Source organism: Kocuria sp. HSID17590 (genome assembly GCF_003989485.1).
Lineage (GTDB): Bacteria > Actinomycetota > Actinomycetes > Actinomycetales > Micrococcaceae > Kocuria > Kocuria salsicia.
Window position 1 is genome coordinate 31,521 of sequence record NZ_RBMB01000021.1, and the last position, 21,110, is coordinate 52,630.

A 21,110-nucleotide genomic window follows, 5' to 3' on the forward strand; every position below is an offset into this window, starting at 1 on the left:
CGCTCCACCAGGAGGCACTGTGCCAACTATCCAGCAACTGGTCCGCAAGGGCCGGCACTCCAAGGTCGTGAAGACCAAGGCTCCCGCGCTCAAGGGCAACCCCATGAAGCGCGGCGTCTGCACCCGCGTCTTCACCACGACCCCCAAGAAGCCGAACTCGGCGCTGCGCAAGGTCGCCCGTGTGAAGCTCAACGGCGGCGTCGAAGTCACCGCCTACATCCCCGGCGAGGGCCACAACCTGCAGGAGCACTCCATCGTGCTCGTGCGCGGCGGTCGTGTGAAGGACCTGCCCGGTGTTCGCTACAAGATCGTGCGCGGCGCGCTCGACACCCAGGGTGTCAAGGGCCGCCAGCAGGCCCGCTCCCGCTACGGCGCCAAGAAGGAGAAGAAGTAATGCCTCGTAAAGGTCCCGCTCCCAAGCGCCCCCTCGTCGTCGATCCCGTCTACGGCTCGCCCGTGGTCACGCAGCTGATCAACAAGGTCCTGCAGGACGGCAAGAAGTCCACCGCCGAGCGCATCGTCTACGGTGCCCTCGAGGGTGTGCGCAACAAGACCAACTCCGATCCCGTGGCCACCCTGAAGAAGGCGCTGGAGAACGTGAAGCCGGCCCTCGAGGTCCGCTCCCGTCGTGTCGGCGGCGCCACCTACCAGGTGCCGGTCGAGGTCAAGGCGGGCCGCGCCCAGGCGCTGTCCCTGCGCTGGCTCGTGGGCTACTCCAAGGCGCGTCGTGAGAACACCATGACCGAGCGTCTGCAGAACGAGATCCTCGACGCCTCCAACGGCCTCGGTGCCGCTGTGAAGCGCCGCGAGGACACCCACAAGATGGCCGAATCCAACAAGGCCTTCGCCCACTACCGCTGGTAAAATTCGGTAGTCCTGTCGGCCCCGCCCAGGGCGGGGCCGACACCAGGGCCCGGCACCACCTTTTACGAAGGGAACCATCGTGGCACTCGACGTGCTTACCGACCTCAAGAAGGTCCGCAATATCGGCATCATGGCTCACATCGATGCCGGTAAGACCACGACCACCGAACGAATCCTGTTCTACACGGGCATCAACCACAAGCTCGGCGAAACGCACGACGGTGCATCCACGATGGACTGGATGGCTCAGGAGCAGGAACGCGGCATCACCATCACGTCCGCCGCGACCTCGTGCTACTGGCACGACTACCAGATCAACATCATCGACACCCCGGGCCACGTGGACTTCACGGTCGAGGTCGAGCGCTCCCTGCGCGTGCTCGACGGCGCCGTGGCGGTCTTCGACGGCAAGGAGGGCGTGGAGCCCCAGTCCGAGACCGTGTGGCGCCAGGCCGACAAGTACGAAGTGCCCCGCATCTGCTTCGTCAACAAGATGGACAAGCTGGGCGCGGACTTCTACTTCACCGTGGACACCATCAAGTCCCGCCTGGGCGCGACCCCGCTCGTGCTGCAGCTGCCGATCGGTGCCGAGAACGACTTCGTGGGCGTCATCGACCTGGTGACCATGAAGGCTCTCGTGTGGGAGGGCGACTCCAAGGGTGACGTCTCCCTGGGCGCCAAGTACGAGACGCGCGAGATCCCCGAGGACCTCAAGGACCGCGCGGACGACTACCGCAACCAGCTCGTCGAGGCCGTCGCGGAGGCGGACGACGTCCTCATGGAGAAGTACCTCGGCGGCGAGGAGCTCACCGAGGACGAGATCAAGACCGGCATCCGCAAGCTGACGATCAACTCCCAGGCCTACCCCGTGCTGTGCGGCTCGGCGTTCAAGAACCGCGGCGTGCAGCCCATGCTCGACGCCGTGGTGGACTACCTGCCCTCCCCGCTCGACGTGGAGGACGTGCAGGGTCACGCCGTCAACGACGAGGAAGAGGTCATGACCCGCACCGCGGACGCCAACGGCCCCTTCGCGGCGCTGGCGTTCAAGGTCGCCTCGCACCCGTTCTACGGCCAGCTCACGTACATCCGCGTGTACTCCGGCAAGGCCAAGGCCGGCGAGCAGGTCATGAACTCCACCAAGGGCAAGCGCGAGCGCATCGGCAAGCTCTTCCAGATGCACTCCAACAAGGAGAACCCGGTGGACGAGATCTCCGCCGGTCACATCTACGCCGCGATCGGCCTGAAGGACACCACCACCGGTGACACCCTCTCGGACCCGAACAACCAGATCGTGCTGGAGTCCATGAGCTTCCCCGCTCCCGTGATCTTCGTGGCCATCGAGCCGAAGACCAAGGGCGACCAGGAGAAGCTGTCCACCGCCATCCAGAAGCTCTCCGCAGAGGATCCCACCTTCACGGTGTCCCTCAACGACGAGACCGGCCAGACCGAGATCGGCGGCATGGGCGAGCTGCACCTGGACATCCTGGTGGACCGCATGAAGCGCGAGTTCAAGGTCGAGGCCAACGTGGGCAAGCCCCAGGTGGCCTACCGCGAGACGATCAAGAAGGCCGTCGAGAAGGTCGACTACACCCACAAGAAGCAGACCGGTGGTTCCGGCCAGTTCGCCAAGGTGCAGGTCTCCTTCGAGCCGCTTCCGCTGGACGCCGAGGAGCTGTACGAGTTCGACAACGCCGTGACCGGTGGTCGCGTGCCGCGCGAGTACATCCCCTCCGTGGACCACGGCATCCAGGACGCCATGCAGCTCGGCATCCTGGCCGGCTACCCGGTCGTGGGCGTCAAGGCCACGCTGGTGGACGGCGCCTACCACGACGTCGACTCCTCGGAGATGGCGTTCAAGATCGCCGGCTCCATGGTCTTCAAGGAAGGCGCCCGCCGCGCCAACCCGGTCCTGCTCGAGCCGCTGATGGCCGTCGAGGTGCGCACGCCCGAGGAGTACATGGGCGACGTCATCGGCGACCTCAACTCCCGCCGTGGCCAGATCCAGTCCATGGAGGACGTCACGGGCGTCAAGCTCGTCTCGGCGCTCGTGCCGCTGTCCGAGATGTTCGGCTACATCGGCGACCTGCGGTCCAAGACCCAGGGCCGCGCCGTGTACTCGATGCAGTTCGACAGCTACTCGGAGGTTCCCAAGGCCGTGGCCGAGGAGATCATCCAGAAGAACCGCGGCGAGTGATCCACCGGGGTTCGCCCCTGCAATTTCAGTAAATTCGTAATCCAGAAGTAGACTTGCACAGGTTTCGACATGCGCAGCGCTTGCCGCGCTGTGGTCTTACGCTCCGTGGTCCGGAGCAGTCGAGCAAGTCTCACCTCAATGTTCTAGGAGGAACACACCATGGCGAAGGCCAAGTTCGAGCGCAACAAGCCGCACCTCAACATTGGCACCATCGGCCACGTTGACCACGGCAAGACCACGCTCACCGCTGCGATCTCCAAGGTCCTGGCCGACAAGTACCCGGACGTCAACGAGCTGCGCGACTTCGGTGCCATCGACTCCGCCCCGGAGGAGAAGCAGCGCGGCATCACGATCAACATCGCGCACATCGAGTACCAGACCGACAAGCGCCACTACGCCCACGTGGACGCCCCCGGTCACGCGGACTACGTGAAGAACATGATCACCGGTGCCGCTCAGATGGACGGCGCGATCCTCGTGGTCGCCGCCACCGACGGCCCCATGGCCCAGACCCGCGAGCACGTCCTGCTCGCCCGCCAGGTGGGCGTTCCCTACCTGCTGGTCGCGCTGAACAAGTCCGACATGGTCGACGACGAAGAGCTGCTCGACCTCGTCGAGATGGAGGTCCGCGAGCTGCTGTCGGACCAGGGCTTCGACGGTGACAACGCCCCCGTGGTGCGCGTCTCCGCTCTGAAGGCGCTCGAGGGCGACCCCCAGTGGGTCAAGTCCGTCGAGGACCTCATGGAGGCCGTGGACGAGAACGTGCCGGACCCCGTCCGCGACACCGACAAGCCCTTCCTCATGCCCATCGAGGACGTCTTCACGATCACCGGTCGTGGCACCGTCGTGACGGGTCGCGCCGAGCGCGGCACGCTGCCGATCAACTCCGAGGTCGAGATCGTGGGCATCCGCCCCGTGCAGAAGACCACGGTCACCGGCATCGAGATGTTCCACAAGCAGATGGACGAGGCCATGGCGGGCGAGAACTGCGGCCTGCTGCTGCGCGGTCTCAAGCGTGACGACGTCGAGCGCGGCCAGGTCGTGTGCAAGCCGGGTTCCATCACCCCGCACACCGACTTCGAGGCCAACGTCTACATCCTGTCCAAGGAAGAGGGCGGGCGTCACAACCCGTTCTACTCGAACTACCGCCCGCAGTTCTACTTCCGCACCACGGACGTCACCGGCGTCATCACGCTGCCCGAGGGCACCGAGATGGTCATGCCCGGCGACAACACCGAGATGACGGTCGAGCTCATCCAGCCGATCGCCATGGAGGAGGGCCTCGGCTTCGCCATCCGTGAGGGTGGCCGCACCGTGGGCTCGGGCCGCGTCACCAAGATCATCAAGTAATTTCCCGATGATCACCGGGTGAGGCGCTGAGCCGAACCCTCCAGTGCCCCGCACTCCTTCGGGAGGGCGGGGCACTGTCGTGTCCGGCCGTCGCGCCCGCGTTTGCGCCGGCACCGCGTTCTCTGGCAGAATGGTCGCTGTTGTTCGCTCAGCGGCGCGAGAAATCGCGCGCTCAGCACGAACAGAGGTCCAACGCGAGAACCGGGTGCGGAGCAGGTGTGCAGCCGAAGCAAACGCACTGCACCGACGTCCGCGCGACCGCGCCGCGAACAATCAGTATTCACCGGCACCGCGTCAATGTGTGTGGACTCGGCCGCGTCGCCCAGCGCGACACGCCCGAGTTCGGGTGCCGGAGCTCCGACAGGGTGAGGAACCCGGACACGGTCCGGATTCAGTCTGTGCGGGGCGGCGGCAGAGACCGCCGAGCACAAGGAGTCCTGGACTCCATACAGGGAAGTACTTGAAGAAAGAGAGTCACGACGCCATGGCGGGACAAAAAATCCGCATCCGGCTGAAGTCCTATGACCACGAGGTCATCGACGTCTCGGCCCGGAAGATCGTTGAGACGGTGACGCGCGCAGGTGCAACGGTGGTGGGACCCGTCCCGCTGCCGACCGAGAAGAACGTGTACTGCGTCATCCGCTCGCCGCACAAGTACAAGGACAGCCGTGAGCATTTCGAGATGCGCACCCACAAGCGGCTGATCGACATCATCGACCCCACTCCCAAGGCCGTCGACTCGCTCATGCGTCTCGACCTGCCGGCTGACGTGAACATCGAAATCAAGCTGTAAAAAGGATCGCACCCCAATGACTACCACTTTCGAACGCCAGATGAAGGGCCTGCTGGGCATCAAGCTCGGCATGACCCAGGTCTGGGACGAGAACGGGAAGTTCGTGCCGGTGACCGTGGTCAAGGCCGACTCCAACGTCGTGACGCAGCTGCGCAACGAGGACAAGGACGGCTACAACGCCGTTCAGATCGGCTTCGGTGCGATCGATCCCCGCAAGGTGACCAAGCCCCTGGCCGGTCACTTCGCCGCCGCAGGCGTGACGCCCCGCCGCCACGTCGTCGAGCTTCGTACTTCCGACGCCGCCGACTACGAGCTCGGGCAGGAACTGTCCGTGGAGCTCTTCGAGTCCGGCGCCAAGGTCGACGTCGTCGGCACCACCAAGGGCAAGGGCACCGCCGGCGTCATGAAGCGTCACGGCTTCTCCGGCGTGGGCGCCTCCCACGGTGCACACAAGAACCACCGCAAGCCGGGTTCCATCGGCGGCGCGTCGTACCCCGCACGCGTGTTCAAGGGCATGCGCATGGCTGGCCGGATGGGCAACGCCCGTCACACGACCATGAACCTGACCGTGCACGCGGTCGACGCCGAGAACTCCCTGCTGCTCATCAAGGGCGCCCTGCCGGGCCCCAAGGGATCGGTCGTCCTCGTCCGTTCCTCCGTGAAGGGAGCTTGATACTCATGGCAACTGAAACCGTCAACGTCGAGCTGCCCGCTGAGATCTTCGACGCCCAGACCAATGTGGCTCTGCTGCACCAGGTCGTCGTCGCCCAGCTGGCCGCCGCCCGCCAGGGCACGCACAAGACCAAAACCCGCGCCGAGGTCTCGGGCGCAGGTCGCAAGCCGTTCAAGCAGAAGGGCACCGGCCGGGCTCGTCAGGGCTCCATCCGCGCCCCTCACATGACCGGCGGTGGCGTGGTGCACGGCCCCACGCCGCGTGACTACTCCCAGCGCACGCCCAAGAAGATGAAGGCCGCCGCCCTGCGCGGTGCCCTCTCGGACCGGGCTCGCAACGGCCGCATCCACGTGGTGGCCGATCTCGTGAGCGGCGAGCAGCCGTCCACGAAGGCCGCCAAGGAGGCGCTGCGTTTGATCTCCGAGCGCAAGAACCTGCTGGTGGTGCTGGGCCGCGGCGAGGACACCGCCGCGCTGTCCGTGCGCAACCTGGTCGAGGTGCACGCCGTGTACGCCGACCAGCTCAACACGTACGACGTGCTCGTCTCGGACGACGTGGTCTTCACCAAGGCCGCATACGACTCGTTCGTCGCAGCTGCGTCCGGTAGCAAGCAGGAGGACGCGAAGTGAGCGCCATCTACAACAAGGACCCGCGTGACGTCATCATCCGTCCCGTGGTCTCCGAGAAGTCCTACGGTCTGATCGACGAGGGCAAGTACACCTTCCAGGTGGACCCCTCGGCCAACAAGACCGAGATCAAGTTCGCGATCGAGCACATCTTCGGTGTCAAGGTCGCGTCCGTGAACACTCTCAACCGTCCCGGCAAGCGCAAGCGCACGCGCTTCGGCTGGGGAACGCGCAAGGCCACCAAGCGTGCCGTCGTGTCCCTCCGGGAAGGCTCCATCGACATCTTCGGCGGTCCGCTCTCCTGAGCGGAGACCACTTTAACGAGGAACTCAAAACATGGCTATCCGTAAGCACAAGCCGACAACCCCGGGCCGTCGCGGCTCGTCGGTGTCGGACTTCGTAGAAATCACGCGCACCACGCCCGAGAAGTCCCTGGTGCGTCCCCTGCCCAAGAAGGGCGGCCGCAACAACACGGGTCGCATCACCACCCGTCACAAGGGCGGTGGGCACAAGCGCCAGTACCGCGTGATCGACTTCCGTCGTCACGACAAGGACGGCGTGGACGCCAAGGTCGCGCACATCGAGTACGACCCGAACCGCACGGCTCGCATCGCGCTGCTGCACTACGTGGACGGCACGAAGCGCTACATCATCGCGCCGAACCGCATGAAGCAGGGCGACGTCGTGGAGTCCGGCCCCAACGCGGACATCAAGCCCGGCAACAACCTGCCGCTGCGCAACATCCCGGTGGGCACCGTGCTGCACGCCGTGGAACTGCGCCCGGGCGGGGGAGCCAAGCTGGCTCGTTCCGCCGGTGCCTCCGTCCAGCTCGTCGCCCGTGAGGGCAAGTACGGCCAGCTGCGCCTGCCCTCCGGCGAGATCCGCAACGTGGACGTGCGCTGCCGCGCAACGATCGGCGAGGTCGGCAACGCCGAGCAGTCGAACATCAACTGGGGCAAGGCCGGCCGCAACCGCTGGAAGGGCGTCCGCCCGACCGTCCGCGGTGTGGTCATGAACCCCGTGGACCACCCGCACGGTGGTGGCGAGGGCAAGACCTCCGGTGGTCGTCACCCGGTCAACCCCAACGGCAAGCCCGAGGGACGCACGCGTCGCCCCAACAAGGAAAGCGACAAGCTCATCGTGCGTCGTCGTCGTACCGGCAAGAACAAGCGCTAAGGAGCCTGACTAATGCCACGCAGCCTCAAGAAGGGCCCTTTCGTCGATCAGCACCTCTTCGTGAAGGTCGCCAAGGAGAACGAGAAGGGCACCAAGAACGTCATCAAGACGTGGTCCCGCCGCTCGATGATCGTGCCCGACATGCTCGGCCACACGATCGCCGTGCACGACGGACGCAAGCATGTCCCGGTGTTCATCACTGAGTCGATGGTCGGGCACAAGCTCGGCGAATTCGCCCCCACCCGCACGTTCCGCGGCCATGTGAAGGACGACAAGAAGGGCAAGCGTCGCTGACCCCTCGGGGTGAGAACGCTGCACTTCTTCGACAAGACGAGAGAAGGAAAGCAATGGAAGCCAAGGCATCTGCGCGCTACATCCGCGTGACGCCTATGAAGGCCCGGCGCGTCGTCAACCTGATTCGTGGCCAGCAGGCGAATGAGGCATTGGCGATTCTGAAGTTTGCCCCCCAGGCAGCTTCCGAGCCGGTGTTCAAGGTGCTCGAATCCGCCGTGGCGAACGCCCGGCAGAAGGCCGACCGCGAGGGTCTCGCGTTCAAGCCGGAAGACCTCGTGGTCTCCGCGGCCTTCGTGGACGAGGGTCCGACCATGAAGCGGTTCCAGCCGCGTGCCCAGGGCCGTGCGTACCGCATCAACAAGCGCACGAGCCACGTGACCGTGGTCGTGGCGACCCCGGAGAAGGAGGAGGTCCGCTAAGTGGGACAGAAAATCAACCCCAACGGATTCCGTCTGGGCATCACCACCGACCACGTCTCGCACTGGTACGCGGACTCCAACCAGCCGGGTCAGCGCTACAAGGACTACATCCGCGAGGACGTGAAGATCCGCGAGCTCATGTCGAAGGGCATGGACCGCGCCGGCATCTCCAAGGTCGAGATCGAGCGCACCCGTGACCGTGTCCGCGTGGACATCCACACGGCACGCCCGGGCATCGTCATCGGCCGCCGCGGCGCCGAGGCGGACCGCATCCGCGGTGAGCTCGAGAAGCTCACGGGCAAGCAGATCCAGCTGAACATCCTCGAGGTCAAGAACCCCGAGATCGATGCGCAGCTCGTGGCCCAGGGTGTCGCCGAGCAGCTGGCCTCGCGTGTCGCGTTCCGTCGCGCCATGAAGAAGGCCATCCAGTCCGCGCAGCGTGCGGGCGCCAAGGGCATCCGCATCCAGTGCGCCGGCCGTCTCGGCGGCGCGGAGATGTCCCGCTCGGAGTTCTACCGCGAAGGCCGTGTGCCCCTGCACACCCTGCGCGCGAACATCGACTACGGGTTCTTCGAGGCCAAGACCACCTTCGGCCGCATCGGCGTGAAGGTCTGGATCTACAAGGGCGACCTGACCGACAAGGAACTGGCTGCCCAGCAGGCCGCTGCTCCGTCCTCACGCGGACGCAACGACCGTCGCGGTGGCGGCGGTGCCGGCGAGCGTCGTCGTCGCCCGAATGACCGTAACGACCGTGGCGGACGCCGTGAGCGCGACTCCGCCGCAGCCCCGCAGCAGAACAGCGCTGCGGAGGCCAACAACGCAGAGGGTGGTAAGTAATGCTCATCCCACGTCGTGTGAAGTTCCGCAAGCAGCACCACCCGCGCCGTCGGGGAGAGGCCAAGGGCGGAACCCGAGTCACGTTCGGTGAGTGGGGCATCCAGGCTCTGAGCCCGGCGTACGTCACGAACCGTCAGATCGAGGCCGCGCGTATCGCCATGACCCGCCACATCAAGCGTGGCGGCAAGGTCTGGATCAACATCTACCCGGACCGTCCCCTGACCAAGAAGCCCGCCGAGACCCGCATGGGTTCCGGTAAGGGTTCCCCCGAGTGGTGGATCGCCAACGTCAAGCCCGGACGCATCATGTTCGAGATCTCCGGCGTGAGCGAGGAAGTGGCCCGTGAGGCGCTGCGCCTGGCAATCCACAAGCTCCCGATGAAGGCACGCATCGTGCGTCGCGAAGGCGGTGAATGATCAATGGCTATTGGATCCAAGGATCTGAACATGGACAACCTCGCGGCTCTTGACACCGGTGCCCTCACCGACCAGCTGCGCAAGTCCAAGGAAGAGCTGTTCAACCTGCGCTTCCAGGCGGCCACCGGCCAGCTCGAGAGCAACGGCAAGCTGAAGTCCGTCAAGCGAGACATCGCCCGGATCTACACCGTGCTGCGCGAGCGTGAGCTCGGGATCCGTGAGGACGTGGCGCCGGCTGCTGAGAAGACCGAGAAGAAGGCCTCGAAGAAGGCTGCCAAGTCCGAGGGTGATGCCAAGTGAGCGAGCAGGTCAACAACGAGACGGCTGCGGCCGAGCGCGGTGACCGCAAGTCCCGCCGGGGCTACGTGGTCTCCGACAAGATGGACAAGACCGTGGTGGTCCAGGTCGAGGACCGCGTGAAGCACGCGCTCTACGGCAAGGTCCTGCGCAAGTCCAAGCGCGTGAAGGCCCACGACGAGGAGAACTCCTGCGGCGTCGGCGACCTCGTGCGCATTGCCGAGACCCGTCCGCTGTCCGCCAACAAGAACTGGCGGATCGTGGAGATCATCGAGAAGGCCAAGTAAGACCTTCGCGATGCGAGTTTGATCGAGGGCCCCGTTCCGGTTCACGCCGGGGCGGGGCCTTCGGCGTACCCGGGGGCGGCGTGCCGGCCCTCACCGCCCACGCCCGCGCCTGACAGGAGAGTCCCCCGTGAACCAGCAGAACACGCCGGAGCCGCAGGGGCGACGTCGCCCGCCCAAGGTGCCGCGCCCCGGTCCGGTCCCCAGGGCGGACGGTCCGTCCGTGCTCGCCTGGGAGGCCGCCCTCACGTCGGGCGACTTCCGTGATGTGGCGGCGGCGCGCCGGGAGGTCGAGGCCGCCCTCGCCCAGGGGACACCGCTGTGCGAACCCGCCGCCCCCGCCGCGAACGGTGACCCTCGGCAGTTCGTGACGTTCCTCTACCACGACGACGCCGCGGAGGTGCTGCTGTTCGTCAACCGGCTCACGGACGAGTCCCACCTGGAAAACTCGCTCATGCGGCGGCTGCCCGGCACGGACGTGTGGCACATCGGCTACCTCATGGAAACCACCTGGCGTGCGTCCTACTGCTTCCTCACCGCCCGCCGGGGCGCAGCGGCACCCTGGCGTGACGCCGCGGACCACGTGGACCTGCGCGCCGCCCTGGACGGGGGAAAGGCGGATCCCCGCAACCCGTCGTGGTGCCCGGGCCGCGGGGGACGGCGCCTCGGCGTCGTCGCCCTCGAGGACGCACCGGTGTCCCCGTGGCCGGTGCGGCCCGATCCCACCGCGACGGGTCCGCAGTGGCTCGCCGCGCCCGGAGGCCACCGCGTCACGGTCGCGTCCTGCGGCGTGGCGGCGGGCGACTCGGCGCGCACGGCACCGGTGGTGCTGCTCTTCGACGGGGAGGTCTGGTGGGAGCACGGTGTCGTGGCGGCGGTCCGCGCGGCGGTCGCCGACGGTGCCCTGCAGCCGGTGCACCTGGTCCTGCTGGACTCCGGGGGCACCGAGCGGCGGTGGGCGGAGCTCGACGGCAGGGGCGGGATCGAGGACGTGGTGGCGGACGAGCTGCTGCCGTGGCTCGCCCAGCGCCTGGCGTGGGAACCGGACCCGCGGCGCGTGGCCGTGGCGGGCCAGAGCCTGGGCGGGCTCTCCGCGCTCCTGTGCGCGCTGCGCCGCCCGGACGCCGTGGGTGCCGCCGCGTCCCAGTCGGCGTCCCTGTGGCAGCCGTACCCCATGGACGTGCTGCGGTCCCTGGCCGCGACCGACGGCGCCCGGGCACTGGCGGGCGCACGGATCGTGCTGGAGGCGGGGGAGCAGGAGTGGGTGCTCACCGGTCCGCACGACGAGTTCGCCGCGGAGCTCGCCCGCACTCCGGCCCAGCTGCGCTACCAGCGCTTCAACGGGGGCCACGACTACGCCTGCTGGCGGGAGGCACTGGTGCCCGCCCTCGTGGAACTCTTCCCCGGAGGCCGGCCGGTTGGTGATCCGCCCGGAAGCGCGGTAGAGTAGGCCGGTACGCGTGTCGACGCACGTGTGCTCTCACTCTGACTTCGACCCTGCTGAGTCAGAATCACGTCCCACGTCGTGCACCTTGAGTGCACGGGACGGAAGCAAGCCGCCGCGGTTCACCGCGGCCCGCTCCGCGGCGCCCGGCGTCGCGAAGGCTGCACATCTTGCTCGTTGATTCTGCGCGAGGCGCGAATCCGAGGGGAGCAGCACGGTGGAGTGATCCACCCGAACACGTGCGATCGTCGACCGCGTGCAAACTCCGCACACGCCCCGGGCCCCTCCTACGGCCACGGGGGCCACCGTGACGCGGAGCGTTCACACGACCACCGTTCCGCAAGGCTCGACATTCAGCAGGTTTGGATGAGAACCGGCGCGACGACAGGAGTATTCAGTGATTCAGCAGGAATCGCGGCTGCGGGTTGCCGACAACACGGGTGCGAAGGAAATTCTCACCATCCGTGTGCTCGGTGGATCCGGACGCCGTTACGCAGGCATTGGTGACGTCATCGTCGCCACCGTCAAGGACGCCATCCCCGGCGGCAACGTCAAGAAGGGCGACGTTGTCAAGGCGGTTGTGGTCCGTACCAAGAAGCAGAGGCGCCGTCCCGACGGTTCCTACATCCGTTTCGACGAGAACGCCGCAGTGATCTTGAAGAACGACGGGGACCCCCGCGGCACGCGCATCTTCGGCCCCGTGGGCCGCGAGCTGCGCGACAAGAAGTTCATGAAGATCGTCTCGCTGGCTCCGGAGGTGCTCTGACATGACTAAGTTCAAGATCAAGACCGGCGACCTCGTGCAGGTCATCACCGGCAAGAACAAGGGCGAGCAGGGCAAGGTTCTGCGCGTGAACACCGAGACCTCCCGCGTGGTGGTCGAGGGTGTCAACGTGGTGACCAAGCACAAGCGCGCCAACGCCCAGGGCGAAGCCGGCGGCCTCGTCAAGGTCGAGGCTCCGATCCACATCTCCAACGTGATGCTCGTGGATCCCGAGACCGGCAAGCCGACCCGTGTGGGCTACCGCACCGAGACCGTGGAGCGCAACGGCAAGCAGAAGACCGTGCGCGTCCGCGTGTCCAAGAGCACCGGCAAGGATCTGTGATGAGCGAAACGACCGAAACCAAGTTCACCCCCCGGTTCAAGACCAAGTACCAGGAGACCGTGGCCCCGGCCCTTCAGGAGCAGTTCGGCTACTCGAACGTCATGGAGATGCCGCGCGTGGTCAAGGTCGTGGTCAACATGGGTCTGGGCGAGGCGGCCAAGGACTCCAAGCTGGTGGACAACGCCATCAAGGACCTCACCGCCATCACCGGCCAGAAGCCCGTGGTCAACCGTGCCAAGAAGTCCATCGCCCAGTTCAAGCTGCGCGAGGGAATGCCCATCGGCGCCCACGTCACCATGCGTGGCGACCGCATGTGGGAGTTCCTGGACCGCCTGGTCACGCTCGCGCTGCCGCGCATCCGTGACTTCCGCGGCCTCTCGGACCGTCACTTCGACGGCCACGGCAACTACACCTTCGGCCTGACGGAACAGTCCATGTTCCACGAGATCGACCAGGACCGGATCGACCGCGTGCGCGGCATGGACATCACCGTGGTCACCTCCGCCAAGACCGACGACGAAGGCCGTGCGCTGCTCAAGGCACTCGGCTTCCCGTTCAAGACCAACTAATTCCATCGACGCCAGAAGGTCCCTGCGGGCTGCAACCGGCAGGGAAACCGTGGCGAGGAAGGGCTGAAGCCCACATGACAATGACAGATCCCGTCGCAGACATGCTGACGCGTCTGCGCAACGCGAACTCCGCCTACCACGACACCGTGAGCATGCCGTACTCCAAGCTGAAGGCTCGGATTGCGGAGATCCTCAAGGCCGAGGGCTACATCGCGGACTGGAGCGAGGAACCCGCGCGGGTCGGCAAGACGCTGACCCTGTCGCTGAAGTTCGGCTCCAACCGTGAGCGCTCGATCGCCGGTGTCCGCCGCATCTCCAAGCCGGGGCTGCGCGTGTACGCGAAGTCCACGAACCTCCCCAAGGTGTTCGGCGGCCTCGGCATCGCGATCCTCTCCACGTCCTCCGGACTGCTGACTGACAAGCAGGCCGGGAAGAAGGGCGTGGGCGGGGAAGTCCTCGCGTACGTCTGGTAACCGGTAGCACAGAAGAAGAAAGGAAGAAGACATGTCACGTATTGGACGTCTCCCGATCTCTGTGCCCGCCGGTGTGGAGGTCTCCGTGGACGGTTCCGTGGTGTCGGTGAAGGGTCCCAAGGGCTCCCTCACGCAGACCGTCGCGGCACCCATCACGGTGGTCGTCGAGGACGGCACCGTTCAGGTGTCCCGCCCCAACGACGAGCGCGAGTCCCGCTCGCTGCACGGTCTCACGCGTTCCCTGATCGCCAACATGATCCAGGGTGTGTCCGAGGGATACACCAAGCAGCTGGAGATCGTGGGCACGGGTTACCGCGTGCAGGCCAAGGGTGCGGACCTCGAGTTCGCTCTCGGTTACAGCCACCCCGTTCCCTTCAGCGCCCCGGAGGGCATCACGCTCTCCGTGGAGGGGAACAACAAGGTCTCCGTCTCCGGCATCGACAAGCAGCAGGTTGGCCAGGTCGCCGCGAAGATCCGCTCCCTGCGTCTACCCGATCCCTACAAGGGCAAGGGTGTTCGTTACGCCGGCGAGCAGATCCGCCGCAAGGCCGGAAAGGCTGGTAAGTAATCATGGCTCTCGTAATCAAGGGAAAGTCGAAGACCGCTCAGCGGGCTCGGCGTCACCGCCGCGTGCGCAAGCACATCGCCGGAACCGCGCTGCGCCCCCGTCTGGTGGTGACGCGTTCCACCCGCCACATGGTCGCCCAGGTGATCGACGACGACAAGGGCTTCACCCTCGTCTCGGCCTCCACCATGGAAGACGCCCTGCGTGCGTCGTCCGACGACAAGACCGCCAAGGCCAAGCGCATCGGTGAGCTGATCGCCGAGCGCGCCAAGGCTGCGGGGATCGAGACCGTCGTGTTCGACCGCGGCGGCAACAAGTACCACGGCCGTGTGGCCGCGGTGGCCGAGGGTGCCCGTGAAGGAGGTCTGGCGCTGTGAGCGAGCAGAAGAACGAGAAGGAAACTCAGGTGAGCGAAGCCACCACCGGTTCCACTGAGACGGCCGAGTCCAACACCTCGTCCCGTCAGGGGACCGAGGAGAACCGCGGTGGACGCGGCGGTCGCAACGAGCGCGGCGGACGCGGCGGCAGTGACCGCGGCGGCCGTGGCAACGACCGTGGCGGCCGTGGTGGCCGCGGCGGCCGCGACGACGACAAGGACAAGTTCCTCGAGCGCGTCGTGACCATCAACCGCGTGTCCAAGGTCGTGAAGGGCGGTCGTCGCTTCAGCTTCACCGCTCTCGTGGTCGTGGGCGACGGCAACGGCATGGTGGGCGTCGGCTACGGCAAGGCCAAGGAAGTTCCGGCGGCGATCTCCAAGGGCGTCGAGGAGGCCAAGAAGAACTTCTTCCGGGTCCCCCGCGTCGAGGACCGCACCATCCCGCACCGTGTGCAGGGTGAGGCGGCGGCCGGCGTGGTCATGCTGCGCCCCGCCACCCCGGGTACCGGTGTGATCGCCGGTGGTCCGGTGCGCGCCGTGCTGGAGTGCGCTGGCATCCACGACGTGCTGTCCAAGTCCCTCGGTTCGTCCAACCAGATCAACATCGTGCACGCGACCATCCAGGCGCTGCGTGAGCTCGAGGAGCCCGCGTCCGTGGCCGCCCGTCGTGGGCTGCCCATGGACGAGGTCGTTCCGGCGCCGCTGCTGCGTGAGATCCAGAAGGCAGGTGCCTGATGAACGGAAAGCGCATCCAGGCCACCGGCGCGACCCTGCGCGTGAAGCAGGTCCGCTCCGTGGTCGGACAGAAGCAGAACATGCGCGACACGCTGCGCTCGCTCGGTCTCAAGCGTCCGGGCCACGTCGTGGAGCGCAAGGCCGATGCGGCCACCGCCGGCATGATCAACACGGTGTCGCATCTCGTAGAGGTTGAGGAGGCTTGAGCATGGCTGAGAACACCGAGAGCAAGCGCCACGCTCTGAAGGTCCACCACCTGCGTCCGGCCCCCGGCTCGCACCAGGCCAAGACTCGTCTTGGCCGCGGTGAGGCGTCCAAGGGCAAGACCGCCGGTCGCGGTACCAAGGGCACCAAGGCGCGCTACCAGGTCAAGGCCGGCTTCGCCGGCGGCCAGCTGCCGCTGCAGATGCGGCTGCCCAAGCTGCGCGGGTTCAAGAACCCGTTCCGCGTGGAGTACCAGGTGGTCAACCTGGACCGTCTGGGCGAGCTGTTCCCCGAGGGTGGCACCGTCACCGTCTCGGACCTGGTTGCCAAGGGCGCGGTTCGCAAGAACCAGCCCGTCAAGGTGCTGGGCAGCGGGGAGATCTCCGTGGCCCTGAACATCACCGCGGACAAGTTCTCGGCCTCCGCGGCCGAGAAGATCGCCGCGGCTGGCGGGTCCACGCAGAACGCGTGAGCGCAGACCAGCGTTCGGTTGTAGGGTGAATCCCTGAACTGAGGCGGGCCCCGTGCCGGATTCCCGGCGCGGGGCCCGCTGCTTTACCAGGATGTTCGCACGGGGCCCGTCGCGGCCCCGTGCGCGTCCTTGGCTAGACTTGCCCGGGGTCGGAACCGACCGGGCCACCACGCTTTTGAAGGAGGACCTGTGCTCAGTGCTTTCGCACGGGCGTTCACCACGCCGGAGCTGCGCAACAAGCTGCTGTTCACCCTCGGGATCATCGTGATCTACCGGCTGGGGACGTTCATCCCCGCACCCGGTGTGGACTACGGCAACGTCCAGCAGTGCCTGGCGCTCGGGAACACCACCGGCGGCGCGTACGACCTGGTCAACCTCTTCAGCGGTGGGGCCCTCCTGCAGCTGTCGATCTTCGCCCTCGGGGTGATGCCGTACATCACCGCGAGCATCATCGTGCAGCTGCTGCGGGTGGTCATTCCCCGTTTCCAGGAGCTGCACGAGGAGGGCGCGCAGGGCCAGACCAAGCTCACGCAGTACACGCGCTACCTCACGATCGGCCTGGCGGCTCTCAACGCCACCACCGTCATCTCCCTGGCCCGCTCGGGGAACCTGCTGGGCAACTGCTCGCTGCCGATCATCCCTGACGACTCGCTGCCGGTGCTGGTCATCATGATCCTCACCATGACGGCGGGCACCACCGTGATCATGTGGCTCGGTGAGCGCATCACGGACCGCGGCGTGGGCAACGGCATGTCCCTGCTGATCTTCACGTCCATCGCCGCCACCTTCCCGTCCGCGCTCGGCGAGATCCTGCGCACCCGCGGCTGGGGCATCTTCCTGGGCGTGTGCGCGATCGGGCTGGTGGTCATCACCTGCGTGGTCTTCGTGGAGCAGTCGCAGCGGCGCATCCCGGTGCAGTACGCCAAGCGCATGGTCGGGCGGCGCACCATCGGCGGCACGAGCACGTACATCCCGCTGAAGGTCAACATGGCCGGCGTGATCCCCATCATCTTCGCCTCCTCCATGCTGATGCTGCCCACCATGATCGCGCAGTTCGCGATGCCCGACGACGGCAGCGCCGTGCCGGGGTGGGTCACCTGGATCAACACGTACCTGGCACGCGGTGACCACCCCGTGTACATGACCGTGTACTTCCTGCTGATCGTGGCCTTCACGTACTTCTACGTGTCCATCACGTTCAACCCGGAGGAGGTCTCGGACAACATGAAGCGCTACGGCGGCTTCATCCCGGGCATCCGCGCCGGGCGTCCCACCGAGACCTACCTGCGCTACGTGCTGACCCGCATCACGCTGCCGGGTGCGCTGTACCTGGGCATCGTGTCGATGATCCCGCTCATCGCGCTGGTGGCGTTCGGCGCCAACCAGAACTTCCCGTTCGGCGGCCCGTCGCTGCTGATCATGGTGGGCGTGGGCCTGGACACCGTCAAGCAGATCGACGCCCAGCTGCAGCAGCGCCACCACGAGGGCCTGCTGCGCGCCTGAGCCCCGGTTGTTCCGCACGGGCGGTGGGCCGGGGCGCGCCCCGGGCGCCGCGCCGTCGGGCCGGTAGCATGGGTGAGGAAGTGCACGTTGACGCAAGGAGAGATCATGACCCGCATGTTGATCATCGGACCGCCAGGCGCAGGCAAGGGAACGCAGGCCGAGCGCATCTGCGACCGACTCGGCGTGCCCGCCATCTCCACCGGGGACATCTTCCGCGCGAACATCAAGCAGCAGACGGAGCTCGGCAGGGAGGCGCAGAGCTACACGGACGCCGGCAACCTGGTCCCCGACTCCGTCACCAACAGCATGGTGCGCGACCGGCTCGCGCAGCAGGACGTCGCGGACGGCTTCCTGCTGGACGGCTACCCGCGCACCGTCGCCCAGGTGGAGGAGCTCGACCGGATCCTGGAGGCCAACGGCGTGGCGCTGGACGTCGTGCTGCTGCTCACGGCGGACAACGACGAGCTCGTCACCCGCCTGCTGGGCCGCGCCCGCGACCAGGGGCGTACGGACGACACCGAGGACGTCATCCGCCACCGCCTGGACGTCTACGACGAGCAGACGGCCCCCGTGGTCGACGTCTACGAGCAGCGCGGCATCGTCGCGCGCGTGGACGGGCTCGGCAGCATCGACGACGTCACCGAGCGGATCATGAGCCAGCTGCCGCGCTGACGCACCGCACCACGCACCACCTCGAGCCCCCGGTCCGATGCGAGGCATCGCCCGGGGGCTCGGCATTCACCACACACCCCACCACGGAAGGACCCCAGGCATCGTGTTCGGACGCCGCAAGATCCAAGTGAAGTCGGACGCCGAGCTGGCCCTCATGGCCAGGGCGGGCGTTGTCACCTCCCGCGCGCTCGACGCCGCGGTGGCTGCCGCCGTGCCCGGTGCGACCACCGCGGACCTCGACCGCGCCTTCCGTGCGGTGCTCGAGGACAGCGGGGCCGAGTCGAACTTCCTGGGCTACTACGGCTACCCCGCGACGGTGTGCGCGTCCGTCAACGAGGAGGTGGTCCACGGCATCCCGGGGGAGCGCGTGCTCGCGGACGGCGACATCGTGTCCATCGACGGCGGGGCGATCGTGGCTGGTTGGCACGGCGACTCCGCCCGCACGGTGCTCGTGGGGGAGCACCACGACCCCGCGGACCAGGAGCTCTCGGACGTCACGCGTGCGGCCATGTGGCGCGGCGTGGCGGCAATGGCCACGGGCACCCACGTGGGCGACATCGGCCTGGCGGTCGAGTCCTACGTCCGGGAGACGGTCGGATCCCGTCTGGGCATCCTGGAGGACTACGTGGGCCACGGCATCGGCACCGAGATGCACATGGCTCCGGATGTGCCCAACTACGCCGTGGGGCAGCGCACGCCCAAGCTCGTGACGGGCATGGCCCTGGCGATCGAGCCCATGCTGGTGCGCGGCGGAATCGAGACCCGGGTGCTGGAGGACGACTGGACGGTCGTCACCGAGGACGGGTCCCGTGCCAGCCAGTGGGAGCACACCGTGTGCCGCCACAGCCGGGGCGTGTGGGTGCTGACCGCCGAGGACGGAGGGGCCTCCGAGCTCGAGCCGCTGGGCGTCCACCCCGTTCCCGTCCCCGCGTCCTGAGGCGGGTCCGTCACCCGGCCCGCCACGGCCCCGACCCGTCACCCAGAGAACCCGTGGCCCCGCCACCCCCGAGAGCCTGAGAGCAGGCAGAGGAATCCCATGACTGCACAGCCCGTAGAGATCACGCCCCGCCCCGAGGCGGGCCAGCTCGTCTTCAAGCCCGTACGGCGGGGCAAGCCGCCCGTGCACCTGGCCGACCTGGACATGGCCGGGCGCAAGGAGCTGCTGAAGGAGGCCGGCTACCCGGCGTTCCGGGCCTCGCAGCTGTCGAAGCACTACTTCGAGCGCTTCGAGTCGGATCCCGCCGCGATGACGGACCTCCCCGCGGACCAGCGGGAGGAGATGGTCGCCAAGGCCATGCCCCCGCTGCTGCGGACCGTGAAGCAGCTGCGTGCGGACCAGGGCATGACCGTGAAGTCCGTGCACCGCCTGTTCGACAACGCCATGGTCGAGTCCGTGCTGATGCGCTACGACAAGCGCGTGACCATGTGCATCTCCTCCCAGGCCGGCTGCGGGATGAACTGCCCGTTCTGCGCCACCGGCCAGTCCGGGCTCACGCGCAACCTCTCGGCTGCCGAGATCGTGGACCAGGTGGTCCAGGGCGTGCGGGCCCTGCGCGACGGCGCCGTGGGGGACCCGGAGGAGGCCCCGCAGCGGGTGTCCAACATCGTCTTCATGGGCATGGGGGAGGCCCTGGCCAACTACAAGGCCACCATGGGCGCGGTGCACCGCATCATCGACCCGTCACCGGAGGGACTCGGGATCTCCGCGCGCGGGCTCACCATGTCCACGGTGGGGCTGGTGCCCGGCATCCGGAAGTTCACGCGGGAGAAGCTGCCCATCACGCTGGCACTGTCGCTGCACGCGCCGGACGACGAGCTGCGCGACGAGCTGATCCCCATCAACACCCGGTGGAAGGTGGACGAGGCGCTCGACGCCGCCCGGGACTACTACGACGTCACGGGCCGCCGGGTCTCGATCGAGTACGCCCTGATCCGGGACATGAACGACCAGGGCTGGCGCGCGGACCTGCTGGGGGAGAAGCTGAACAAGCGCGGCGCGGGCTGGGTGCACGTGAACCCGATCCCCCTCAACCCGACCCCCGGCTCCAAGTGGACGGCCTCGCGCCCCGGCGTGGAGCAGAACTTCGTGGAGCGCCTGCGTGCCCACGGCATCCCCACCACCGTGCGGGACACCCGCGGCTCGGACATCGACGGCGCCTGCGGCCAGCTGGCCACGGACGTCTGAGTCCCGGGGACGAGACGTCCGCCCGGGACTGGACGCCGGGGCCGGGCGCTCGGGCCTGAGCGCCGTCGTCGTCCCGCGCGGTCTGCGGGCGGGCCCGCCGGCCGGGTTGCGAAAAACAGCGTGAGCGCGTAGTGTCGTGCGTTGGTTGTTTGTGCTCGCTGATCGAGCCCTGCCCACCCACACCGACCCCCGCTACCACTCGTAGTGCGGGGTTGTTCGTCTGGTGGACGGGGACCGGTACGGGCACCGCCGTCCGGATAGACAACCGGACCCCTCGAGAAGTTAGCGGAGGATATGGCCAAGAAAGACGGAGTCATCGAGATCGAAGGCACTGTGGTCGAGGCACTGCCCAATGCGTCGTTTCGTGTTGAGCTGACCAACGGTCACAAGGTGCTCGCCCACATCTCGGGCAAGATGCGCCAGCACTACATCCGGATCCTCCCCGAGGACCGCGTCGTGGTGGAGCTCAGCCCCTATGACCTTTCCCGAGGCCGGATCGTCTACCGCTACAAGTAGCATCCGCGCCCACGGTGGACGGTCGGGGAGACCCGGGCGAGCACGGTGGTGCGAGTGCATACGCCAT

At 67.2% G+C, this 21,110-nt stretch carries 30 protein-coding genes; all 30 read left to right on the forward strand.

Annotation, left to right across the window (positions count from 1 at the left end):
* Positions 1-19: 19 nt before the first annotated feature.
* The 30 genes from rpsL to infA all read left to right on the forward strand — a co-directional run bounded on the left by rpsL (position 20) and on the right by infA (position 21,043).
* Entirely contained in the window at positions 20-394 is a 375-nt protein-coding gene (rpsL, locus tag D8M39_RS08710; protein ID WP_012397684.1) for a 30S ribosomal protein S12, read from the forward strand.
* The gene (gene rpsG, locus D8M39_RS08715; protein WP_012397685.1) at positions 394-864 is read left to right on the forward strand and encodes a 30S ribosomal protein S7; all 471 of its coding nucleotides are present in this window, start codon (positions 394-396) and stop codon (positions 862-864) included. The genes rpsL and rpsG overlap by 1 nt, the downstream gene beginning before the upstream one ends.
* A 79-nt stretch (positions 865-943) precedes the next feature.
* On the forward strand, positions 944-3,058 hold the full coding sequence (gene fusA, locus D8M39_RS08720; protein WP_055085342.1) for an elongation factor G: 2,115 nt from the start codon (positions 944-946) through the stop codon (positions 3,056-3,058).
* Between the two features lie 159 nt (positions 3,059-3,217).
* Complete coding sequence (tuf, locus tag D8M39_RS08725; protein ID WP_055085344.1) at positions 3,218-4,408, forward strand: elongation factor Tu; 1,191 nt, start codon at positions 3,218-3,220, stop codon at positions 4,406-4,408.
* Positions 4,409-4,892: 484 nt separating this feature from the next.
* A complete protein-coding gene (rpsJ, locus tag D8M39_RS08730; RefSeq protein ID WP_003803825.1) occupies positions 4,893-5,201 on the forward strand; it encodes a 30S ribosomal protein S10 in 309 nt (102 codons plus the stop codon).
* Positions 5,202-5,217: 16 nt separating this feature from the next.
* Entirely contained in the window at positions 5,218-5,874 is a 657-nt protein-coding gene (gene rplC / locus D8M39_RS08735; protein WP_055085346.1) for a 50S ribosomal protein L3, read from the forward strand.
* A gap of 5 nt (positions 5,875-5,879) precedes the next feature.
* Entirely contained in the window at positions 5,880-6,503 is a 624-nt protein-coding gene (gene rplD, locus D8M39_RS08740) for a 50S ribosomal protein L4 (protein ID WP_126874842.1), read from the forward strand.
* Positions 6,500-6,805 carry a 50S ribosomal protein L23 gene (gene rplW, locus D8M39_RS08745; protein ID WP_055085350.1) on the forward strand — a complete coding sequence of 102 codons (306 nt, stop codon included), beginning with the start codon at positions 6,500-6,502 and terminating at the stop codon, positions 6,803-6,805. Before rplD ends, rplW begins: the two co-directional genes overlap by 4 nt.
* A gap of 31 nt (positions 6,806-6,836) precedes the next feature.
* Complete coding sequence (rplB, locus tag D8M39_RS08750) at positions 6,837-7,676, forward strand: 50S ribosomal protein L2 (RefSeq protein WP_126874843.1); 840 nt, start codon at positions 6,837-6,839, stop codon at positions 7,674-7,676.
* A gap of 12 nt (positions 7,677-7,688) precedes the next feature.
* The gene (gene rpsS / locus D8M39_RS08755) at positions 7,689-7,970 is read left to right on the forward strand and encodes a 30S ribosomal protein S19 (protein ID WP_035959716.1); all 282 of its coding nucleotides are present in this window, start codon (positions 7,689-7,691) and stop codon (positions 7,968-7,970) included.
* A 53-nt stretch (positions 7,971-8,023) separates the two neighbouring features.
* Positions 8,024-8,389 (forward strand): 50S ribosomal protein L22, encoded by a 366-nt coding sequence (gene rplV, locus D8M39_RS08760; RefSeq protein WP_055085353.1) that lies wholly within the window; start codon positions 8,024-8,026, stop codon positions 8,387-8,389.
* Positions 8,390-9,226 carry a 30S ribosomal protein S3 gene (rpsC, locus tag D8M39_RS08765; RefSeq protein WP_055085355.1) on the forward strand — a complete coding sequence of 279 codons (837 nt, stop codon included), beginning with the start codon at positions 8,390-8,392 and terminating at the stop codon, positions 9,224-9,226.
* Entirely contained in the window at positions 9,226-9,642 is a 417-nt protein-coding gene (gene rplP, locus D8M39_RS08770) for a 50S ribosomal protein L16 (RefSeq protein ID WP_055085357.1), read from the forward strand. The genes rpsC and rplP overlap by 1 nt, the downstream gene beginning before the upstream one ends.
* Before the next feature lie 3 nt (positions 9,643-9,645).
* On the forward strand, positions 9,646-9,942 hold the full coding sequence (rpmC, locus tag D8M39_RS08775) for a 50S ribosomal protein L29 (protein ID WP_055085359.1): 297 nt from the start codon (positions 9,646-9,648) through the stop codon (positions 9,940-9,942).
* Positions 9,939-10,226 (forward strand): 30S ribosomal protein S17, encoded by a 288-nt coding sequence (gene rpsQ / locus D8M39_RS08780; protein ID WP_055085361.1) that lies wholly within the window; start codon positions 9,939-9,941, stop codon positions 10,224-10,226. The genes rpmC and rpsQ overlap by 4 nt, the downstream gene beginning before the upstream one ends.
* 127 nt (positions 10,227-10,353) lie before the next feature.
* The gene (locus D8M39_RS08785) at positions 10,354-11,673 is read left to right on the forward strand and encodes an alpha/beta hydrolase-fold protein (RefSeq protein ID WP_055085362.1); all 1,320 of its coding nucleotides are present in this window, start codon (positions 10,354-10,356) and stop codon (positions 11,671-11,673) included.
* A 391-nt stretch (positions 11,674-12,064) separates the two neighbouring features.
* Positions 12,065-12,433 carry a 50S ribosomal protein L14 gene (gene rplN / locus D8M39_RS08790; RefSeq protein ID WP_012397698.1) on the forward strand — a complete coding sequence of 123 codons (369 nt, stop codon included), beginning with the start codon at positions 12,065-12,067 and terminating at the stop codon, positions 12,431-12,433.
* Position 12,434: 1 nt separating this feature from the next.
* The gene (gene rplX / locus D8M39_RS08795) at positions 12,435-12,773 is read left to right on the forward strand and encodes a 50S ribosomal protein L24 (protein ID WP_055085364.1); all 339 of its coding nucleotides are present in this window, start codon (positions 12,435-12,437) and stop codon (positions 12,771-12,773) included.
* Positions 12,773-13,342, forward strand: a complete 570-nt coding sequence (gene rplE / locus D8M39_RS08800) for a 50S ribosomal protein L5 (RefSeq protein ID WP_055085366.1) — start codon at positions 12,773-12,775, stop codon at positions 13,340-13,342. Before rplX ends, rplE begins: the two co-directional genes overlap by 1 nt.
* Before the next feature lie 74 nt (positions 13,343-13,416).
* Positions 13,417-13,815, forward strand: coding sequence for a 30S ribosomal protein S8 (gene rpsH / locus D8M39_RS08805; RefSeq protein WP_055085367.1), 399 nt, complete (start codon positions 13,417-13,419; stop codon positions 13,813-13,815).
* 31 nt (positions 13,816-13,846) lie between these two features.
* On the forward strand, positions 13,847-14,383 hold the full coding sequence (gene rplF / locus D8M39_RS08810; RefSeq protein WP_055085369.1) for a 50S ribosomal protein L6: 537 nt from the start codon (positions 13,847-13,849) through the stop codon (positions 14,381-14,383).
* Positions 14,384-14,385: 2 nt separating this feature from the next.
* Positions 14,386-14,757 (forward strand): 50S ribosomal protein L18, encoded by a 372-nt coding sequence (gene rplR / locus D8M39_RS08815; RefSeq protein ID WP_055085371.1) that lies wholly within the window; start codon positions 14,386-14,388, stop codon positions 14,755-14,757.
* Complete coding sequence (gene rpsE / locus D8M39_RS08820) at positions 14,754-15,491, forward strand: 30S ribosomal protein S5 (RefSeq protein WP_055085373.1); 738 nt, start codon at positions 14,754-14,756, stop codon at positions 15,489-15,491. The genes rplR and rpsE overlap by 4 nt, the downstream gene beginning before the upstream one ends.
* A complete protein-coding gene (rpmD, locus tag D8M39_RS08825; RefSeq protein WP_055085375.1) occupies positions 15,491-15,697 on the forward strand; it encodes a 50S ribosomal protein L30 in 207 nt (68 codons plus the stop codon). The genes rpsE and rpmD overlap by 1 nt, the downstream gene beginning before the upstream one ends.
* Positions 15,698-15,699: 2 nt before the next feature.
* A complete protein-coding gene (gene rplO / locus D8M39_RS08830) occupies positions 15,700-16,167 on the forward strand; it encodes a 50S ribosomal protein L15 (protein ID WP_055085377.1) in 468 nt (155 codons plus the stop codon).
* A 189-nt stretch (positions 16,168-16,356) separates the two neighbouring features.
* Entirely contained in the window at positions 16,357-17,670 is a 1,314-nt protein-coding gene (secY, locus tag D8M39_RS08835; protein WP_126874844.1) for a preprotein translocase subunit SecY, read from the forward strand.
* 105 nt (positions 17,671-17,775) lie between these two features.
* Positions 17,776-18,342, forward strand: coding sequence for an adenylate kinase (locus D8M39_RS08840; protein ID WP_055085381.1), 567 nt, complete (start codon positions 17,776-17,778; stop codon positions 18,340-18,342).
* A 100-nt stretch (positions 18,343-18,442) separates the two neighbouring features.
* The gene (map, locus tag D8M39_RS08845) at positions 18,443-19,279 is read left to right on the forward strand and encodes a type I methionyl aminopeptidase (protein ID WP_094395221.1); all 837 of its coding nucleotides are present in this window, start codon (positions 18,443-18,445) and stop codon (positions 19,277-19,279) included.
* A 99-nt stretch (positions 19,280-19,378) separates the two neighbouring features.
* Positions 19,379-20,527, forward strand: a complete 1,149-nt coding sequence (gene rlmN / locus D8M39_RS08850; protein ID WP_126874845.1) for a 23S rRNA (adenine(2503)-C(2))-methyltransferase RlmN — start codon at positions 19,379-19,381, stop codon at positions 20,525-20,527.
* A gap of 294 nt (positions 20,528-20,821) precedes the next feature.
* Entirely contained in the window at positions 20,822-21,043 is a 222-nt protein-coding gene (gene infA / locus D8M39_RS08855) for a translation initiation factor IF-1 (RefSeq protein WP_012397711.1), read from the forward strand.
* Positions 21,044-21,110: the final 67 nt, after the last annotated feature.

What these genes read in the sequence shown, in the direction of transcription:
- rpsG (WP_012397685.1), top strand. Translation starts at nt 394, where the DNA reads ATGCCTCGTAAAGGTCCCGCTCCCAAGCGCCCCCTCGTCGTCGATCCC.
- tuf (WP_055085344.1), top strand. Translation starts at nt 3,218, where the DNA reads ATGGCGAAGGCCAAGTTCGAGCGCAACAAGCCGCACCTCAACATTGGC.
- rpsJ (WP_003803825.1), top strand. Translation starts at nt 4,893, where the DNA reads ATGGCGGGACAAAAAATCCGCATCCGGCTGAAGTCCTATGACCACGAG.
- rplC (WP_055085346.1), top strand. Translation starts at nt 5,218, where the DNA reads ATGACTACCACTTTCGAACGCCAGATGAAGGGCCTGCTGGGCATCAAG.
- rplD (WP_126874842.1), top strand. Translation starts at nt 5,880, where the DNA reads ATGGCAACTGAAACCGTCAACGTCGAGCTGCCCGCTGAGATCTTCGAC.
- rplB (WP_126874843.1), top strand. Translation starts at nt 6,837, where the DNA reads ATGGCTATCCGTAAGCACAAGCCGACAACCCCGGGCCGTCGCGGCTCG.
- rpsS (WP_035959716.1), top strand. Translation starts at nt 7,689, where the DNA reads ATGCCACGCAGCCTCAAGAAGGGCCCTTTCGTCGATCAGCACCTCTTC.
- rplV (WP_055085353.1), top strand. Translation starts at nt 8,024, where the DNA reads ATGGAAGCCAAGGCATCTGCGCGCTACATCCGCGTGACGCCTATGAAG.
- rplP (WP_055085357.1), top strand. Translation starts at nt 9,226, where the DNA reads ATGCTCATCCCACGTCGTGTGAAGTTCCGCAAGCAGCACCACCCGCGC.
- rpmC (WP_055085359.1), top strand. Translation starts at nt 9,646, where the DNA reads ATGGCTATTGGATCCAAGGATCTGAACATGGACAACCTCGCGGCTCTT.
- rplX (WP_055085364.1), top strand. Translation starts at nt 12,435, where the DNA reads ATGACTAAGTTCAAGATCAAGACCGGCGACCTCGTGCAGGTCATCACC.
- rplE (WP_055085366.1), top strand. Translation starts at nt 12,773, where the DNA reads ATGAGCGAAACGACCGAAACCAAGTTCACCCCCCGGTTCAAGACCAAG.
- rpsH (WP_055085367.1), top strand. Translation starts at nt 13,417, where the DNA reads ATGACAATGACAGATCCCGTCGCAGACATGCTGACGCGTCTGCGCAAC.
- rplF (WP_055085369.1), top strand. Translation starts at nt 13,847, where the DNA reads ATGTCACGTATTGGACGTCTCCCGATCTCTGTGCCCGCCGGTGTGGAG.
- rplR (WP_055085371.1), top strand. Translation starts at nt 14,386, where the DNA reads ATGGCTCTCGTAATCAAGGGAAAGTCGAAGACCGCTCAGCGGGCTCGG.
- rpmD (WP_055085375.1), top strand. Translation starts at nt 15,491, where the DNA reads ATGAACGGAAAGCGCATCCAGGCCACCGGCGCGACCCTGCGCGTGAAG.
- rplO (WP_055085377.1), top strand. Translation starts at nt 15,700, where the DNA reads ATGGCTGAGAACACCGAGAGCAAGCGCCACGCTCTGAAGGTCCACCAC.
- D8M39_RS08840 (WP_055085381.1), top strand. Translation starts at nt 17,776, where the DNA reads ATGACCCGCATGTTGATCATCGGACCGCCAGGCGCAGGCAAGGGAACG.
- rlmN (WP_126874845.1), top strand. Translation starts at nt 19,379, where the DNA reads ATGACTGCACAGCCCGTAGAGATCACGCCCCGCCCCGAGGCGGGCCAG.
- infA (WP_012397711.1), top strand. Translation starts at nt 20,822, where the DNA reads ATGGCCAAGAAAGACGGAGTCATCGAGATCGAAGGCACTGTGGTCGAG.